General features: G+C 74.1%; 19 protein-coding genes. All 19 read right to left on the reverse strand.

The window, feature by feature from the left end; translation table 11 throughout:
• Position 1: 1 nt before the first annotated feature.
• The 19 genes from ACFPBZ_RS11110 to ACFPBZ_RS11200 all read right to left on the reverse strand — a co-directional run bounded on the left by ACFPBZ_RS11110 (position 2) and on the right by ACFPBZ_RS11200 (position 16,878).
• On the reverse strand, positions 2 to 919 hold the full coding sequence (locus tag ACFPBZ_RS11110) for a DUF4328 domain-containing protein (RefSeq protein ID WP_378036105.1): 918 nt from the start codon (positions 917 to 919) through the stop codon (positions 2 to 4).
• Between the two features lie 7 nt (positions 920 to 926).
• On the reverse strand, positions 927 to 1,247 hold the full coding sequence (locus ACFPBZ_RS11115; RefSeq protein WP_378036106.1) for a rhodanese-like domain-containing protein: 321 nt from the start codon (positions 1,245 to 1,247) through the stop codon (positions 927 to 929).
• A gap of 72 nt (positions 1,248 to 1,319) precedes the next feature.
• On the reverse strand, positions 1,320 to 2,969 hold the full coding sequence (locus tag ACFPBZ_RS11120; protein ID WP_378036107.1) for a solute symporter family protein: 1,650 nt from the start codon (positions 2,967 to 2,969) through the stop codon (positions 1,320 to 1,322).
• Positions 2,966 to 3,325, reverse strand: a complete 360-nt coding sequence (locus ACFPBZ_RS11125; RefSeq protein ID WP_378036108.1) for a DUF485 domain-containing protein — start codon at positions 3,323 to 3,325, stop codon at positions 2,966 to 2,968. The genes ACFPBZ_RS11120 and ACFPBZ_RS11125 overlap by 4 nt, the downstream gene beginning before the upstream one ends.
• A 158-nt stretch (positions 3,326 to 3,483) precedes the next feature.
• A complete protein-coding gene (locus tag ACFPBZ_RS11130) occupies positions 3,484 to 5,202 on the reverse strand; it encodes a sodium/solute symporter (RefSeq protein WP_378036109.1) in 1,719 nt (572 codons plus the stop codon).
• Positions 5,203 to 5,206: 4 nt separating this feature from the next.
• The gene (locus tag ACFPBZ_RS11135) at positions 5,207 to 6,043 is read right to left on the reverse strand and encodes a DUF485 domain-containing protein (RefSeq protein ID WP_378036110.1); all 837 of its coding nucleotides are present in this window, start codon (positions 6,041 to 6,043) and stop codon (positions 5,207 to 5,209) included.
• Positions 6,040 to 6,900 (reverse strand): LytR/AlgR family response regulator transcription factor, encoded by an 861-nt coding sequence (locus tag ACFPBZ_RS11140; protein WP_378036111.1) that lies wholly within the window; start codon positions 6,898 to 6,900, stop codon positions 6,040 to 6,042. Before ACFPBZ_RS11140 ends, ACFPBZ_RS11135 begins: the two co-directional genes overlap by 4 nt.
• Before the next feature lie 131 nt (positions 6,901 to 7,031).
• Positions 7,032 to 7,370: a hypothetical protein gene (locus ACFPBZ_RS11145; protein ID WP_378036112.1), complete on the reverse strand. Its 339-nt coding sequence runs from the start codon at positions 7,368 to 7,370 to the stop codon at positions 7,032 to 7,034.
• 17 nt (positions 7,371 to 7,387) lie between these two features.
• On the reverse strand, positions 7,388 to 8,134 hold the full coding sequence (locus tag ACFPBZ_RS11150; RefSeq protein ID WP_378036113.1) for an ESX secretion-associated protein EspG: 747 nt from the start codon (positions 8,132 to 8,134) through the stop codon (positions 7,388 to 7,390).
• Entirely contained in the window at positions 8,131 to 9,402 is a 1,272-nt protein-coding gene (locus ACFPBZ_RS11155) for a hypothetical protein (RefSeq protein WP_378036114.1), read from the reverse strand. Before ACFPBZ_RS11155 ends, ACFPBZ_RS11150 begins: the two co-directional genes overlap by 4 nt.
• 32 nt (positions 9,403 to 9,434) lie before the next feature.
• Complete coding sequence (locus tag ACFPBZ_RS11160; protein ID WP_378036115.1) at positions 9,435 to 10,361, reverse strand: S49 family peptidase; 927 nt, start codon at positions 10,359 to 10,361, stop codon at positions 9,435 to 9,437.
• A 23-nt stretch (positions 10,362 to 10,384) separates the two neighbouring features.
• A complete protein-coding gene (locus ACFPBZ_RS11165; RefSeq protein WP_378036116.1) occupies positions 10,385 to 11,587 on the reverse strand; it encodes a histidine kinase in 1,203 nt (400 codons plus the stop codon).
• 85 nt (positions 11,588 to 11,672) lie between these two features.
• Positions 11,673 to 12,533 carry an Fpg/Nei family DNA glycosylase gene (locus tag ACFPBZ_RS11170; protein WP_378036117.1) on the reverse strand — a complete coding sequence of 287 codons (861 nt, stop codon included), beginning with the start codon at positions 12,531 to 12,533 and terminating at the stop codon, positions 11,673 to 11,675.
• Positions 12,534 to 12,551: 18 nt separating this feature from the next.
• On the reverse strand, positions 12,552 to 13,010 hold the full coding sequence (locus ACFPBZ_RS11175) for a hypothetical protein (RefSeq protein WP_378036118.1): 459 nt from the start codon (positions 13,008 to 13,010) through the stop codon (positions 12,552 to 12,554).
• 19 nt (positions 13,011 to 13,029) lie between these two features.
• Complete coding sequence (locus ACFPBZ_RS11180) at positions 13,030 to 13,875, reverse strand: alpha/beta fold hydrolase (protein ID WP_378036119.1); 846 nt, start codon at positions 13,873 to 13,875, stop codon at positions 13,030 to 13,032.
• A gap of 5 nt (positions 13,876 to 13,880) precedes the next feature.
• Positions 13,881 to 14,294, reverse strand: coding sequence for a helix-turn-helix domain-containing protein (locus ACFPBZ_RS11185; protein ID WP_378036120.1), 414 nt, complete (start codon positions 14,292 to 14,294; stop codon positions 13,881 to 13,883).
• Positions 14,295 to 14,308: 14 nt separating this feature from the next.
• On the reverse strand, positions 14,309 to 14,599 hold the full coding sequence (locus ACFPBZ_RS11190) for a hypothetical protein (protein WP_378036121.1): 291 nt from the start codon (positions 14,597 to 14,599) through the stop codon (positions 14,309 to 14,311).
• A gap of 94 nt (positions 14,600 to 14,693) precedes the next feature.
• Positions 14,694 to 14,906: a hypothetical protein gene (locus ACFPBZ_RS11195; RefSeq protein WP_378036122.1), complete on the reverse strand. Its 213-nt coding sequence runs from the start codon at positions 14,904 to 14,906 to the stop codon at positions 14,694 to 14,696.
• Positions 14,907 to 15,099: 193 nt separating this feature from the next.
• Positions 15,100 to 16,878 (reverse strand): PHA/PHB synthase family protein, encoded by a 1,779-nt coding sequence (locus tag ACFPBZ_RS11200; protein WP_378036123.1) that lies wholly within the window; start codon positions 16,876 to 16,878, stop codon positions 15,100 to 15,102.
• Between the last annotated feature and the right edge of the window lie 24 nt (positions 16,879 to 16,902).

A 16,902-nucleotide genomic window follows, 5' to 3' on the forward strand; every position in this document is an offset into this window, starting at 1 on the left:
CTCAGCCGGCCACCACGTAGCTGCGGCCCGAGGCCCGCAGCACCGGCGCGAGCAGCTCGGTGAGGTGCTCGACGACGCGGACGGTCAGCCAGCAGGTCACCACGGCCACGACGTCGACCCAGAAGTGCAGCACCACCCCGTCGGCGAGGGCCTGGGTGCTCGTCGCGAAGCCCTGCACCACCGTGGCGAGGCCGAGCAGGACGCCTCCAGCCCAGGCGACCCACCACGCGAGGACCGGGCGCGACGGCACGGGGCGGTCGTCGGGATCGAGGCCGGAGGCGGCGTGCTCGATCTCGGCCAGCGTCGCGCCGGGCACGGTGAGGGTGAACGGCGGGAGCACGCAGCCGAGCAGGAGCAGCCGCGTGCTGCGCCAGGGCCGGGTCCCCGAGACCTCCGCGGCGATCGTGCGGGCGACGAGCAGCCAGCGCAGGAACACCACCGCGGTGGCGAGCGCGGCGAGGGGCGAGAGCCAGCCGAAGATCCCGACGACCGCGTCGGACCAGCCGAGCAGCACCCCCGAGAGCGCGCGGTCGCGGCTGAGGAGCAGGAGCACGTAGCGCAGGACCTCGCCGAGCGCCGCGACCCCGGTGAGCAGGGCGGTGGTGACGGCGAGCCGGCGCAGGAACCCGGCGGTGCCGCGCAGCACCTCGGGCGGCTCCCCGGGCTCCCGCGGGGCCAGCGGGCCGTCGGGGCCGCCCGGGCGCGGACGCTCGGCCCACGGCCAGAGGCTCCAGCGGGGGACGTCGCGGTAGCGGGGCGGCCCGCCGTAGCGGGCTCGCCGGGGGCCCTCCGCGCGCGGCCGCAGCGCGTCGGGCGTCGTCGCGATCCAGCGCACGCCGGTGAGCACGCGGCCGCAGTGCACGCAGAAGCGCCCCGAGGCGCCGGGCGGCTGCTCCCGACCGCAGCGCGGGCACGTCATCGCGCGGTCACACCACCTGGGCGGGGCCGGGACCGTCGGCGACGACCGGCCGGCCCGCGGCCTCCCAGGCGAGCATCCCGCCGGTGACGTTGACGGCGTCCCGCCCCTGCCCGACGAGGTAGGCGGTCACCTGCGCCGACCGGCCGCCGACGCGGCACACCACGGCCAACGGCCCGTCGGGCACCTGGTCGAGCCGCTCGAGGAAGGCCGACATCGGCACGTGGACCGCGTCGGGGGCGTGCCCGGCGACCCACTCGTCGTCCTCCCGGACGTCGAGCAGCGTCGCCCCCTCCGGGACGTCGGTCACGGTCACCGTCGGCACACCCATGGTGACCATTGTGCGCTCCGCGCCCGTGTGCGCTTCGTGGGGTGATGGCCCCACGAAGCGCACACCGGCACGTCAGTGCACGGACGCCGTGTTCGACGATCCGGCCCCGGTCATCGAGCGGACCTCCATCTCGGCGGCCTTGCGCTCGTGCTCCTCGCGCTCCTCCGGCGTGCCCTTGTTGGCGCCGATGAGGGTGCCCACGATGCCGAGGAGGAAGGACAGCGGGATCGACACGATGCCCGGGTTGGACAGCGGGAAGATCGAGAAGTCGGTGTCCGCCCCGAAGATCGCCGTCGCCGAGCCCGAGACCACGGGCGAGAAGATGATCAGGACGACGCAGGACACCAGCCCGCCGTAGATCGAGAACATCGCGCCGGTGGTGTTGAACTTCTTCCAGAACAGCGAGTACAGCAGCGTCGGGAGGTTCGCCGACGCGGCCACCGCGAACGCGAGCGCCACGAGGAACGCCACGTTCTGCCCGTTGGCGAGGATGCCGCCGAGCACGGCCACGGCGCCGACCACCAGCGCCGTCCGGCGGGCGACCTTGACCTCCGACCCGGGCTCCGGCTTCCCCTCCTTGAGCACCGACGCGTAGACGTCGTGCGCGAAGGACGCCGCGGCGGTGATCGTCAGGCCGGCGACGACCGCGAGGATCGTCGCGAAGGCGATCGCCGAGACCACGCCGAGCAGGATCGTGCCGCCGAGCTCGAAGGCGAGCAGCGGGGCGGCGTCGTTGACGTTCTTCGACGACAGCAGGTTCGCCGGGACCAGCGCGGCCGCGCCGTAGCCGATGACCAGGGTGAACAGGTAGAAGATGCCGATGATCCAGATGGCCCAGTTCACCGACCGGCGCGCCTCCTTGGCGGTGGGCACCGTGTAGAAGCGCATCAGCACGTGGGGCAGACCCGCGGTGCCGAGCACCAGGGCCACCGCGAGCGAGAGGAAGTCGATCCGGCTCGTGATCGTCTTGCCGTACTGGTTGCCGGCGTTGAGCAGGTTGGTCGCCGAGCCCTCGTTCGCGGCGCCGAGCAGGGCCGAGAGGTTGAACCCGTAGAGGCCCAGCACCCAGACCGTCATCACGGCCGCGCCGATGACGAGCAGCGTCGCCTTGATGATCTGCACCCAGGTGGTGCCGCGCATGCCGCCGTAGAGGACGTACACGATCATGACGAGGCCGACGAGCGCGATCACGATCGACTGGCCGTCGAAGATCGTGCCCGGCGTGTTGCCGATCCCGAGCAGCAGCGAGATCAGGCCGCCGGCGCCCGCCATCTGCGCGAGCAGGTAGAAGAACGAGACGACGAGCGTCGACACGGCCGCGGCCGCGCGCACCGGACGCTGCTTCATCCGGAAGGCGAGGACGTCGCCGAGGGTGAAGCGGCCGACGTTGCGCAGCAGCTCGGCGACGAGCAGCAGCGCGGTCAGCCACGCGACGAGGAAGCCGATCGAGTAGAGGAAGCCGTCGTAGCCGTTCACCGCGATGGCCCCGGCGATGCCGAGGAACGACGCCGCGGAGAGGTAGTCGCCCGAGATCGCGACGCCGTTCTGCGGGCCGGTGAACGAGCTGCCGGCGGCGTAGTAGTCCGACGCGGTGGTCGCCGACCGGCTCACCCGGTAGACGATGAGCAGCGTGACGACGACGAACGCCAGGAAGATCCCGATGTTCAGGTAGGGGTTGCCGAGCTGGGCCGTACCGCCCTGGGCCGGCAGGAGGGTCCTCACAGCTTCTCCTCCACCTGCGCGCGCAGCGCCTCGGAATCGGGGTCGATGTTCTTCTCGGCGAACTTCGCGTAGAGCACCGCGATGAGGAACGTTGAGACGAACTGCAGCAGGCCGAGCAGGAGGCCGACGGTGAAGTTGCTCCCGCCGATCCGGGCGTTCACCACGGAGGGCGCGAAGTCGGCCAGCAGCACGTAGACGAGGAACCAGCCCAGGAACAGGCCGCTCATCAGGAAGATGTACCGCCGCCAGCGGTTGCGCAGCGCCTTGAACTCCGGGCTGGCCTGCATCTGTTCGTACGGGGTCGGAGCCGCACCCGACGGGGACGACCCGCGGGGACTCTCGTCGGTCGCACTCATGGCGGTCAAACCCTCCGGGCGTGTACTGGATCAGCGCGTGCCGGTCATCCGACGGCCGAACCCTAGTGGCCCACACCACGTCCACAGTGGTTCTTTCGGGTGACCATGCCCGATACGTGCGGTTCCCGCGCGGTGCGCACGTGGGTGAATCGAGTCAGTCAGCGACTGACGCGCATCTCGCCGAGCCCGAGCCGCTCCGGGGCGTGCAGCCGGAGCAGCGTCCGGCCGACCTGCGCGGGGATCCGCGAGGCGGTCGCCCGGCTCACCGTCACCATGACGATCACCGCGGCGGGGACCGACACCGCCGCGGGCTGGGCCAGCAGGGTCCCGACGACGCCGTCGAGCCGCACCCCGGACAGCGTCGCGAGCGTCGCGCCCAGCGACAGCACCCCGCCCACGACGATGCCGGCGATCGCGCCGCGGTCGGTGAGCCCGCGCCACCAGATGCCGAGCAGCAGCAGCGGCGCGAAGGTCGACGCGGCCACGGCGAGGGCGAGGGCGATCGCCGGGGCGAAGTCGAGGCGGGCGAACAGCAGCGCCCCCACCAGGGGCACCACCCCGGCCACGTGGGCGGCGATGCGGAAGTCCCCGAGGCGCCCGGGCAGCACGTCGCTGGAGAGCACGCCCGCCACCGAGAGCAGCAGCCCGGCCGAGACCGACAGCAGCGTCGCCGCGACGCCGGCCGCCACGAGACCGCCGAGCAGGGCGCCGCCGAAGCCGCCGACCGAGAGCGAGGGCAGCAGCAGGATGGCGGCGTCGCCCTCCCCGGCGGTCAGCAGCTGCGGCGCGACGGTCCGGCTCAGCGCGCCGAGCACGATCGGCACCACGCTGAACGCCCCGAGCAGGCCGAGGACGAGCACGGTGGTGCGGCGCGCGGCCCGGCCGTCGGGGTTCGTGTAGTAGCGGACCAGCACGTGCGGCAGCCCCGCGGTGCCCAGGCACGTGGCGAGCAGCAGCGAGTACACCCACAGCGGGTCGCGCTGGCCGTCCCCGAACGGGGCGTCCCAGCGGGTGTCGTCGTCGACGGCGTCGCCCACCACGGGCATCCGGGAGCCCGCCGGGAACACCAGCACCGTGTCGCGCGGGACCGGCTGCAGGCCACCGGTCCAGGTCGCCGTGCGGATCGGGGCGCCTGCGGTGCGCACCTCGACGGTCACCGGCTCGCGGACGTCGAGCTCCACCGGGTCGTGGACCTGCACGGTGGTCGGCCGGTCGAAGACCACCGGGCCGCCGCGGTCGGGCGCGGCGGTGAGGCCCGAGCCGAGGAACCAGGCGACGAGCACCACCGCGGGCACCACCAGTGCGGTGGCCTTGAGCCAGAACCCGAAGGCCTGCACGAAGGTCATCGAGCGCATGCCGCCGAAGGTGACCGCCGCGGTGACGACGAGGCCCACCACCACCACGCCCACCCAGCCCGGCAGACCGGTGAGCACCATGAGGACCAGGCCGGAGGCCTGCAGCTGAGGGATCAGGTACAGCCAGCCGATGATCACGACGACGACGGTGGTCAGCGCCCGCAGCGCGGTGGAGTCGAGCCGCGTCTCGGCGAAGTCGGGGACCGTGTAGGCGCCGGAGCGACGCAGCGGGGCCGCGACGAACAGCAGCAGGACGAGGAAGCCCGCCGCGAAGCCCACCGGGTACCAGAGCCCGTCGACCCCGTGGCTGAGCACGATCCCCGCGAACCCGAGGAACGACGCCACCGAGAGCGACTGGCCCGCGATCGCCGCGGCGTTGGCCCGGCTGCGCACCGTGCGGGAGGCGGCGAGGAAGTCGTCGGTCGAGCGGGTGACGCGGACGCCGAGGGAGCCGATGGCGATGACCGCGACCGCGGCGAGGCCCGCGAGCACGAGCGCGACGACGGTGTCGACCCCGGACACGACCTCAGTCCTCGACGTCGTCGGCGAAGTCGAGCTCGTTGCGCTCGGCGGTGCGGGTGTAGAGCCACCCGAGGACGATCAGGAACGGGAACGCGAGGACGCCGAGCAGGATCCACGGCAGGGACACGCCGAACAGCTCCGTGCCGGACACCGCGGGCATCGTCAGGAAGACCACGGGCAGCGCGCCGAGGACGATCACGGCGACGACGGTGAGCCGTACCGCCAGCATCAGCTGGGAGCGCATGAGGTTCGACAGCAGCAGCTCACCGGTCGCGGTCTGCTGCTCGATCTCGGCGACCGTGCCCACCGCGCGGGTCGGCGACCGGCGCTCGGCCAGCACGATCCGCTGGCGGGCGGGCGGGACCAGCTCGGAGTCGCCCGTGGCCGGGTCCCAGCCGAAGATCGCCTTCTTGTCGTCGGTGGGCACCGTCTCGGACGCCGTGACGCCGGAGGCGGGGAAGGTCGAGGCGAGCGGGAGACCGCGCACCGGCGTGGGGTCGGCCAGCGCGGCCATCTCCGCGGGCGCGGCCGGCGTCGGGGGGCCGGGCGGCGGCCGGTCGCCGAACGACATCACCTCGGTCTCGGCGTCGGGCGCGGCGTGCCGCGGCCGGTAGCCGGGCGGCGGGGTGTACCCGGTGTGCTCGCCGTCGGGGCGCGAGTGGCGCCCGACGGGCCGCGCTCCCCCGGGGGGCACCGGCTCGAGCGCACCCGGGCCGCCCCGGGCCCGCACGCGCGCGACCGCCGGGCCGTCCCCGTCCCCGTCCGGCGTCGGCTCGGGACCCGACGGGTCGGACGGACCGGGGACGTCCCCGGTCCGGGTCCGCCCGTCGGTGGCGGTCACCGCCGGCCCCACGCCTGTTTCGTCGACCGGACGAGGCGGTCCTTGAGCTCACGGGTGTGGCGGCGGCTCACCGGGAGCTCCGCGACCTCGCCCGGCTGGTTGCCGTTGCCGAGGCGCACCACGTAGCCCGACCCCGCGAGGCGCAGCTCGGTGATCAGCGGCAGCGCGACGAGGTAGGACCGGTGGATCCGGACGAAGCCGGCGTCGGACCAGCGCTCCTCGAGCACCGACAGCGGGATGCGCACGAGGTGGCTGCCGTCGGTGGTGTGCAGGCGCGCGTAGTCGCCCTGCGCCTCCACCCAGCGCACGGTCGAGCGCTGCACCAGCTTCGTGGTGCCGGCGAGCTCGACCGGGATCACCTCGTCGTCGCCCTCCTCCTCGACGGCGGGCTCCACCGACACGGTGGCGCCCCGCGAGGAGAGGATCCGCGTCAGGGAGGCGTAGAGGCGCTCCGGGCGCAGCGGCTTGAGCAGGTAGTCGACCGCACCCACGTCGAACGCCTCGACCGCGCGGTCGTCGTGCGCCGTCACGAACACCACCGACGGCGGGATGACGTAGCGCGAGAGCACCTGCGCCAGTTCCAGTCCGTCGAGTCCCGGCATCCGGATGTCGAGGAAGAGCACGTCGACGTCGGACTGCTTCGCCGACGCCGATATGCCGCCCGGCGGCGTGCCGAAGCCGCCGATGTTCACCTGGTCCCCGCCGGTGAGGATCCGCAGGGCCGAGATGGAGTCGTTCGCCTTCAGGACCGTGGTGACGCGTTGGTCCTGCTCCAGGAGGTAGGCGAGCTCCATGAGCGCTGGTTCCTCGTCGTCGACCGCGAGGACGACCAGACCGTCGTTGTCGTTGGTAGTCACTGCTTCGCCATCCTGCCCAAGGGTCGGTCCCACGTCCACGATAGGGACCCCGCCGGTCGGGGGATCCCCCGGTGCGGCTCCCACGCGTCGTCGTACCGGACCTGACGTACGTGCTCACTCGAATGGAGGAATTACTGGTCGGGATCGACCGAATCGGAGATCGTCCGGTCGGCCTCCTCCCATGCGGCGGTGCCCTCGACGACCGCCCGGCGCACCGCGTCGAGCTGACGCGTGAGGTCCTCGGCGGCGGGCACGGTGTCGGTGACGAGGAGCTCCCGGTACCAGGACGCCATCTCGGCGTTCTCCTGGCCGGTCCCGGTGGCGAGCGGGTCCTCGGCGAGCCGCCGCAGCGCCTCGCGCGCCTCGGCGACGGTGCGCTCCAGGTCGTCGACCCGGCCGGCGAAGCGGCGCGCGTCCTCGGGATCGAGCGCGGCGAACCCGCGCTCGTCCGCGGGACCCGGTCCGCCCATGCCGTGCTCCTCCCCCCTCACCGCGCACCCAGCAGGGCCTCGAGCTCGGCCCGCACGCCGGGCGACGCGGTGTCGTCCGGCACGAGCCGGGCCGTACCTCCCGGAGCCTGCCCCGGATCGTGCCGCAGCCGGTAGCGACCGCGGGGCGAGTCGAGCCATTTCACGGCCGCATCGGCCCGCCGTGCCGGAGAAGTTACCTCGTCCGGAGCAGTGAGCACCCCGAGCTGGGTCCAGGCGGTGACCGACTCGAGCACGTCGCCCACCGCCAGCCGCATCCGTTCCCGACGACGGGTCTCGACCTCGGCCACGCCCGCGGGCACCGGCAGGGGCGGGCCCGGCGCGGCGGGCAGGCGCGGCAGGAGGGCCAGCGCGGCCGGGACCAGCTCGTCGGGGCGCAGGAGCCGCACGTGGACGTCGGCCCCGGCGTGGTCGGCCGAGGACAGCAGGGCCGCCCCGGTGTCGGCGCCCACCGCGACCGCGGCCAGGGGCGTCGTCGTGCTGCGCCGGACGAGGTCGAGCTGGCGCCGGCGGTCGCGCACCGCGGTCCCGACGGCGAGCAGCACCGCCGCCGGGGCGGGGTCGAGCAGCCCGCGGCCGGCGAGGGCGTCCTCGACCCCGGCGCGCGCGAGCACCGTCTCGTCCTCGGTGTCGGCGGGCCACGCCACCGGCGCCAGCGGGTAGGGCCAGTCGCCCGCGCCGCACTGCTCGAGGACCCACAGCAGCTCGAGGCGGCGCAGCGCGATCGGAGCCGGGGGCCGGGTCACCGCGGCTCCTCCCCGAACACGGGGGGCGCGACGCGGCGCCCGCCGGGGACGCCCCAGCCCGGCGGGTCGGGGTCGACGAGGTGGCCGGGGTGCCCGAGCGGCACGGCGGGCTCCTCGCCGGAGCGGCGGGTGCCCTCGTCGGGCGGGTCGGGGTCGGCCGCCGGGTCCGTCGTGGGCCGCCCGAGCCCGAAGCCCGGCCGCGCGGGGTCGCGGGTGGCCCCGGACCGGACGAACGGGCCGTCCGGCACCGGAGAAGGTGACGCGGGGGCCGTTCGTCCGATTGAGGCGACCCCGGGACGGCCCGCCGGGCCCGTCGACGGGGCGGCCGCGAGGGGCTCTGCCGTGGGAGCGCCCGCTGCAGGGGCGCGGACCGTGGGGACGCCGACCGTGGGAGCGCCGACCGGGCGGGGCGCACCGGGAGCGGGCGGGGCCGGGACGTCCGGGGCCGCCGGGACCGGTGCGCGGGACGTCCTCGGCGCCGTCGTCGGGCCCGCTGCGGGGCCCGGCATGCGCGTGGGGACGGAGGCGGGTGGCGCGGCGGGCCTCGTCGTCGGGACCCTGGCCGCGGACGGGGCGCCCGGGGCCGCCGCCGGCCTCGTCGGGAAGGCCCCGGGACCCCCGCCCGCGGGAGCGGGGCCCGCCACCGCCGCCCGCTGCAGGACGCCCGTCGGCGCACCCTGGGCTCCCGGGGCGAGCGGGGCCGGGGGCGGGGCGGGCGTGGCCGCCGGGCCGCCCCCGGTGGTGGGGACGGTGCGCGCCGCGGTGGCGGTCTCGGCCAGGTAGGAGCGGTAGGCCTCGCGGGCGGCGGCCTGGTCGGCCGCGGCGGCGCGGAACCCGGGGTAGCCGTCGGCGGGCCGTCCCGTGACCAGGGAGCGCAGCTCGTCGAGGACCGGGGTCACGCCGAGGCCGGGCAGCGCGGGCGGACGGGGAGGGCCGACGGCCGCCTGGACGCGCACCAGCGCCGAGCGCAGACCGTCGATGCCGCGGGCCTGCCCGCCGACGGTCTCGGCGAGCCGCTCCATCTGCGTGGCGAGCGCCCGGGTGCGCCCGCCCGCCGCGTCGGCGTCCCGCCCGGCCCACGTCGCCGACACCCCGCGCCGGGCGGACTCGAGGCGTCCCGCGGCGGTGCGCAGCTCGTCGGCGCGCGCGAGGTGGCGGTCCCGGGCGGCGGCGAGGGCCTCGGGGCTCGCGCCGTCGCGGGTCCAGCGGTGGATCTGCTCGTGGCTGAGCCCGGAGACGTCGCGCCCGTCCCAGCCGATCGCCGGCATCGCACCTCCGCCCGGGGCGCCGGTGGCGCGCCCTAGAGGCCGAACCGGCTCCAGTGTGCGCGGTCCTCGAGGTAGGCGAGGGCGCCGACGACGGCCCCGGCCGGGTCGGAAGCGGCCACGCCGAGCCCCGGCACCCCCCCGAGCACCCCGACCCCGAGGCGCGCGAGCAGCGGCTTGCGCGGCTCGACGGTGACCGGCTCGGCGTCGGGGAACCGCTGCGAGAGCACCTCACGCGCCGTGCCGATCCCGTCGATCAGGCCGAGCTCGAGCGCCTTGCGCCCGGTCCAGACCTCGCCGGTGAACAGGTCGGGGGTGTCGCGCAGCGTGTCGCCGCGGCGGGCGCGGACCCACTCGATGAACATCTCGTGCAGCTCGGCCTGCATGCCGAGCAGCCACTCGACGTCCTCGGCCTTCTCGGGCTGGAACGGGTCGAGGCGGGCCTTGTTCTGCCCGGCGGTGTGCAGCCGGCGCTCGATGCCGAACCGCTCGATGAGCCCGGTGAGGCCGAACCCGCCGCTGACGACGCCGATGGAGCCGACCAGCGACGTCGGGCACGCGAAGATCTCGTCGGCGGCGCAGGCCAGCCAGTACCCGCCCGAGGCGGCGACGTCCTCGCAGAACGCCAGCACGGGCAGCTCGTGCTCGGCGGCGAGCCCGCGGATGCGGTCGGCCACCAGCTGCGACTGCGTCGGCGACCCGCCCGGGGAGTTGATGACGATCGCGACGGCGACCGCGTTCTCCGCCTCGAACGCCCGGGTGAGGGCCGACTCCACGGCCGGGAGGTTGATCAGCGAGCGCGGCACCGGGCCGGAGGCCGAGGCGATCACGCCGCTGAGGCGGACCACCGAGACCGTGCCGCCCGTGACCTTCGACGCGAGCGCCCCGGGCAGGACCGAGGACACGGCCTGCGGGAGCTTCAGGGCCCCGAGTCTCACGGCCTGGGGGAAGCGGAGGTCCATGTCGCCCAGTTTGCCCTACCGGCCTAGACCCGCACGCCCGCCCGGAACTTCGGCACCCGCAGGCTGATCTTGGTGCCGGCCCCGCGCTCGGTCTCCACGACGAGGCCGTAGTCGGGCCCGAAGGCCGAGCGCATGCGGTCGTCGACGTTGCCGAGCCCCACGTGCGCGCCGGAGAGGTGGGCGTCGCGGTTGTCCTCGCGCAGCGCCTGCGGGTCCATGCCGACCCCGTTGTCCTCGACGGTGATGAGGCACTCGCTCGCGGAGTCCTCGGCGGTGAGCGTCACCGTCCCGCCCTCGACCTTGCCGGCCAGGCCGTGACGCACCGCGTTCTCCACCAGGGGCTGCAGCGCGAGGAACGGCAGCACCACCGAGAGCACCTCGGGCGCCACCTGCACCTTCACCGCGAGCCGGTTGCCGAACCGCGCCCGCTCGAGCATGAGGTAGCGGTCGATGTTCTTGAGCTCCTCGGCGAGCGTCGTGTACTCCCCGGCCTGGCGGAACGAGTAGCGGGTGAAGTCGGCGAACTCCATGAGCAGCTCGCGCGCCCGCTCCGGGTCGGTGCGGATGAACGAGGCGACGGTGTTGAGCGCGTTGTAGATGAAGTGCGGCGAGATCTGGGCGCGCAGGGCGCGGACCTCGGCGCGGTTGAGCCGGTCGCGGGAGTCGTCGAGGTCGGCGAGCTCGAGCTGGCTGGAGACGTAGCGGGCGACCTCGGCGGTGGCGCGCAGCAGCACCGGGCCCGGGGTCTCGCCGCTGACGGCCGCGAGCGTGCCGACGACGTTGCCGTCGACCTCGAGGGGCACCACGACGATGCCCTTGACCGGGCAGCGGTCGTCGCCGCACTCGATGTCGCGGCGGCTCGCCATCTGCTGGCGGCCGGTCTTCATCACCTTCTCGGCGTAGAAGCGCACGTCGAGGTTGTGGTGCTCGGCCTCGCCGTCCCACGCCAGTGGCACGCAGTCGGCCGCCGTCATGGAGAGCGCCTCGGTGTCGAGCAGGGTGCGCAGGTAGGGCACCGCGAACTGGGCGGAGGACTCGGAGAGGCCCTCGCGCAGCGCGGGCGCCGCCAGCGACACGGTGTGCAGCGTGGAGAAGGTCGCGCGCTCCAGCGGCGACGCGAAGGCGTGGCGGCGGCGGACCCGGCGGAACACGCCGACGGCCAGCGCCGCACCGACGAGGACCACGCCGACGACGACGAGGAACGTCGTGTTCGTCAACAGGGTCACGGGGCCATCGTCCGGTAGTCCACCCCGTCAGAGCAACGAGGTGCACCTCGGCGCGGCCGGGTGATCGCTCGTTCGGCGGTATCGGTCACTTGACGAGGCGTGAGAGTCGGCGGTCGGCCAACGGTTTGCCCTGGGTCTGGCAGGTGGCGCAGTACTGGAACGACCGCTCGGCGTAGGAGACCTCGCGGACCGCGTCCCCGCACACGGGGCACGGCAGCCCGGTCCGGGCGTGCACCCGCATCCCGGAGCGCTTCTCGCCCTTGAGCAGCGCGGCGTCCTGCCCCACGGCCCGGTCGACGGCCTCGGTGAGCACCGAGTGCATCGCGGCGAAGAGCCGGTCGACCGCGGCCTCGTCGAGCTTCCCCGCGGTGGCGAACGGCGAGAGCTTCGCGACGTGGAGGATCTCGTCGGAGTAGGCGTTGCCGATCCCGGCGATCGTCCGCTGGTCGACGAGCAGCGTCTTCAGCCGGGACGACACCCCGGAGAGCAGCTCCCCGAAGGCGGCCCGCGACAGTCCCAGGGCGTCCGGGCCGAGCGAGGCGATCCCGGGGACCTCCGACGGGTCGCGCACCACGTACACCGCGAGCCGCTTCTGCGTCCCCGCCTCGGTGAGGTCGAACCCCGGCCCGCCGACGGTCTCGAGGTGCACGCGGAACTCCAGCGGGCCCTTGCCGGGCCTCGGCGGCGTGGCGGAGGCCTGCTCGTGCCAGCGCAGCCACCCGGCCCGGGACAGGTGCACGACGAGATGGAGGTCGTCCAGGTGCACGTCGAGGAACTTCCCGATGCGCCCGGCGCCGGTGACGAGCCGGCCGGTCAGCGCCGAGACCGGCGGGTCGAAGGTCTTGAGCGCGGTCATGCTCGCGAGGTCGACGCGCGCGACCGGCCGGGCGAGCGCGTGGGTGCGCAGGTGCTCGGCGAGGGCCTCGACCTCGGGCAGCTCGGGCACGGCGTCTCCTCTCCCGGCCTACTGCGGCTGGAGCGGGCTGTTGGCCCGGGCCGGCGTGCCGCGGCGCTTGAGCGTCTTGATCGCCTGGTTGAACTCGGCGCGCGCCTCGGTCCGGCCCCGGATGTAGCCGCTCCAGGCCTCACCCATCGCGTCGTCCTCGTCGTCGTCGGGCCAGCGCCCGCCCTCGACGAGGAGCCGGCGCGGCCGGCGGATGACCCAGCGCCCGGGGAAGAACAGCACGAGACCGAGCAGCAGCAGGATCATCCACCAGGGGACCTGGACGACCGGGTACATCTCGACCGCCCAGGCCACCAGCGCGAACCACAGGAAGCCGAGCACGATGATCATGCCGATGACGGCGTTGCGGCCGCCCTCCTTCTCGTGCTCGAACTTCTCCGTGGTGTCGGTCCAGAGGATCGTCATGGTCACGAGCCACTCGCGTCCGTCGACGCCCTGGACCTGCTTCTTGACGCTCACGCGACCACTGTAGGGCCGGTCACGTCCGGTTCAAGAACTCCTCGACCACCGGCGCGAGGACGCGGGGCCGCGTGAGGATGCCGAGGTGCCCGCCGTCGTGCAGGTGCACCTCCCCGCGCGGGAGCAGCGAGCCCATCAGGTGGGCGTTCACCACGGGGATGACCGGGTCGCGGCGGCCGGCGAGGACGAGCGTGGGCGCCCCGATCAGCGGCAGCACCGGCAGGCTCGTCCAAGTGGTCAGCGCGAACAGCTGGTGCAGGTAGGCCTTCGCCGTCACCGGGCGCACCCGGGCGAACACGGCGTCGACGGCGTCGCCGTCCTCGCCGTGGTAGATCTCCCGCCCGGCGCTGCGGCGGTAGGTGGGGTCGTTGTAGCGGCGCGGGGTCAGCATGCGGGCGAGCACGCCGAGACGGGCCGGCACCATCATCACGCCGGTGCCGGTGCTGACCAGCACGAGCCGGCCGGTGCGCCGGGGGTACTGCAGCGCGAACTGCTGGGCGATCCCGCCGCCCCAGGACAGGCCGAGGACGTCGACGACCCCGTGCTTCGCGGCGGTCAGGCCGTCGAGCTGGTCGAGCAGGTCGGCGAGCAGGGTGGTGAGCGCCGCCATCGGCAGCGGCACCGCGGAGGCCTGCGAGCGCCCGATCCCGGGGACGTCGAACCGGACGACCTCGCGCCGCGGGTCGAGCACCTCGACGAGCGGCTCGAGGAGTTCGAGGCTCGCGCCGATGCCGTTGACCAGCACCAGGGGGCGCAGGGCGGGATCGGTGCCCGGACGCACGGCCACGCGGACGCGCCGGCCCGCGACGGACAGGATCCGCTCCGTCGACCCCTCCCGTGCACCCTCGACGGGGACGATCTCCATGACGCTCACCGTCCGGATCCGGGCTGGACGGGACGGTCCTCGGTATAGCTGCGGTACACGGCGATCAACGCCTCCTTCTGCGCCTGGGAGAGCCGACGGTCGGCCCGGACGGCGCGTTCGACGCCGGTCCCGGACCGTCGGTCGTCCGGATCGGCGTCGGTCCCGGGAGCGGCCTGCTCCCGGACGATCCCCGCCTGCTCGAGGAGGGTCTCGGCGGACAGGTCGAGCGCGTCGGCGATGGCCTGCAGCACGCGCACCGACGGCACGTGCAACCCGCGTTCGACCTGGCTGAGGTAGGGGTTCGAGATGTGCGACAGCGCCGAGAGCTGCCGCAGGGACAGCCGCGCGAGGCGCCGCTGGTCCCGGATGAAGGAGCCGAGCGCCCGGCGCTGCGCCTCCCACACGGTGTCCACGCCCATCGCGGGCCCGGCGCTCAGCGCAGACGCAGCGCGTCGAGGACCTGGTGCGCCACGGAGCGCTGCATCTCGAGGACGGCGATGCCCGTGTCGTAGCTGCGGTCGATCATCTCGCCGACCGACGGCATCGCGATCGGGAACGCGCCGGACTGCGGCACGGAGGTGCTCGCGCCCTCGGCGCCCTGGAACGCGGCGGACCAGAGCTTCGCGGCGCCGGTCGCGGCCTCGCTCATCGCCTGCTGGCCGCGGGCCATCGCGTCGGTGAACTGGTCGGTCATCGTGCCGGTGCCGTTCGACATCGTCGTCATCGGTTCTCCTCCGGAGCAGCCGGCCCGTCCTGCTCGACGGGCCGATCAACTGCAAAGGATACCGAGCACGGCGCCGCGACGCCCGTCGCGAGGGTCAGGGACGCGGCAGGGACGCGAGGATCTCGCCCCGCCGGCGGTCGACCGCGAGGGCGCAGTCGACGCAGCCGCACCGCGACTCCGCGGCGGTCAGGAGCAGGTCGAGGCGCAGGAACGCGGTGTCGTAGCGCGGTCCCACGGCGTCGTCGACGAGACGGCGGAGAGCGACGGAGGCCGAGCGCACGAGGCGGTCGGGAGGGCGGTGGTCCATGGCGGCACCCGTTCCGGCAGGGGGTGTGAGCGACGCGTGTTGCGCTTCTTGCACCACCGTCGCGCTCTACGCAACACGGTGCCCGCGCGGGTCGTCCGCGTCAAGACGCGCGACGGCCCGACCACCCGAGGGCGCCACACGGAACTCGTGTGACGTCGACCACTCGGGGGCCGGGCCGGTGTCGCGAGTGTCCTCAGCCCTCGCCGAGGACGTACTCCCCCGGGGCGTCGCCGAGCACGGGGTAGCGCTCCGTGCCGACCGGCGGCGGGGTGCGCATGTCGCCCCCGTGCTCGCCGATCCAGGTCGACCAGGTCTCCCACCAGGAGCCCTTGACCTCGCTGGAGCGGGCGCGCCAGCCGTCGGGGCCGGGGGCGTCGGAACCGGTCTCACCGACCGTGCCCACCCAGTGCTTCGCCTTCGGGCTCGGCGGGTTCACCACGCCGGCGATGTGGCCCGCCGTCGAGAGCACGAACGTGACGTCGCCGCCCAGCAGCTGGGTGGAGGTGAACGACGTGCGCCAGGGCGCGATGTGGTCGTTCTCCGCCGCCACGATGAAGGTGTCGGCGTGCACCGCCTTGAGGGTGAGCCGCTCGCCCTCGATCTCGAGCTGGTCGCGGGAGAGCTCGTTGTCGATGTAGAAGTGCCGCAGGTAGAAGGAGTGCATCGCGGCGGGCATCCGCGTGGAGTCGGTGTTCCACGCGAGGATGTCGAACGCCGGCGGCGCCTTGCCCTCCAGCCAGTTCGGCCCGATGTAGTTGAAGATCAGGTCGTTGGCGCGCAGCAGGTCGAACGTCGTGGCCATCGACTCGGCGGGCAGGTAGCCCGTCTGCTGCATCGACGTCTCGAGGCGCTCGACGATCTCGGGGCCGACGAAGGACGCGACCGGCCCGACCTCGGAGTAGTCGAGCATCGTGTTGAGCATCGTCAGGGAGTTGATGCGGTCGTCGCCGCGGCCCGCGGCGCGGGCGCTGAGCAGCGCGGCCATGAGCCCGCCGAGGCAGAGCCCCATCAGGTTGACCTTCTCGGCCCCGGTGATGTCGCAGACGACGTCGAGGGCCGCGGCCGGGCCGAGCTCGAGGTAGTCGGCGAACGTCGTCGACGCCATCGAGCTGTCGGGGTTGCGGTAGCTGATCATGAACACGGTGTGGCCGTGCTGCACGGCCCACTCCACGAGGCTGCGCTCGGGCGCGAGGTCCATGACGTAGTACTTGTTGATCCACGGCGGGCTGCACAGCAGCGGGATCGCGTGGACCTCGTCGGTCTGCGCCTCGAACTGCACCAGCTCCATGAGCCGGTTGCGGTAGACGACCTTCCCGGGGGTCGCCGCGAGCTCCTTGCCGACGCGCAGGCCGCTCTTGTCGACCTGGCGCGGCTTGCCGCCGTTGGTGGCGACGTCGTCGAGCAGGTTGCGCAGGCCCGCGACGACGCTCGCGCCGCCGGTCTCGAACGCCCGCTTGAGGGCGGCCGGGTTGCCGGGCAGCACGTTGGTCGGGGACACCATGCTCCCGACGAGGCCCATCAGCATGCGGGCCCGCTCCTCGGTCCTGGCGTCGAGCGCCGCGGCGCCGACGAGGTCGTCGAGCAGCGACACGAGCGCGAGGTACTCCTGGCGCAGCGCCCAGTAGGCGGGGTTCTCCACCCAGGTCGTGTCCTTGAACCGGCCGTCCTTGGAGGTCGGTACCGGCTCGGCCTTCGGGTCGTTCTCCGCGGTGCCCCCGGAGAGGCCGCGCAGGGCACGCCCGGTCGCGGCCGCCCCGATCCGGGCCGAGATCGCCGCGAACGACGACGCCGCGCGGCTGACCTCCCCGGGGTGGCTGATCCAGCCCTGGGCCATCTGGAGCACGGCACGTCCGAAGAGCGCCGGGTCGGTGCGGGCGAGCACCGAGTCGGGGACGATCGTCTCCACGGTCTTCGCGAGGTCGGGCGTACGCAGTGCAGGTAGCTGGGGTCCGGTCTCGTCACTGACGGCCATGCGATCTCTCCTCGTGGGGCCGGT

The sequence above is a fragment of the Actinomycetospora atypica genome (genome assembly GCF_042653685.1).
Taxonomy (GTDB): domain Bacteria; phylum Actinomycetota; class Actinomycetes; order Mycobacteriales; family Pseudonocardiaceae; genus Actinomycetospora; species Actinomycetospora atypica.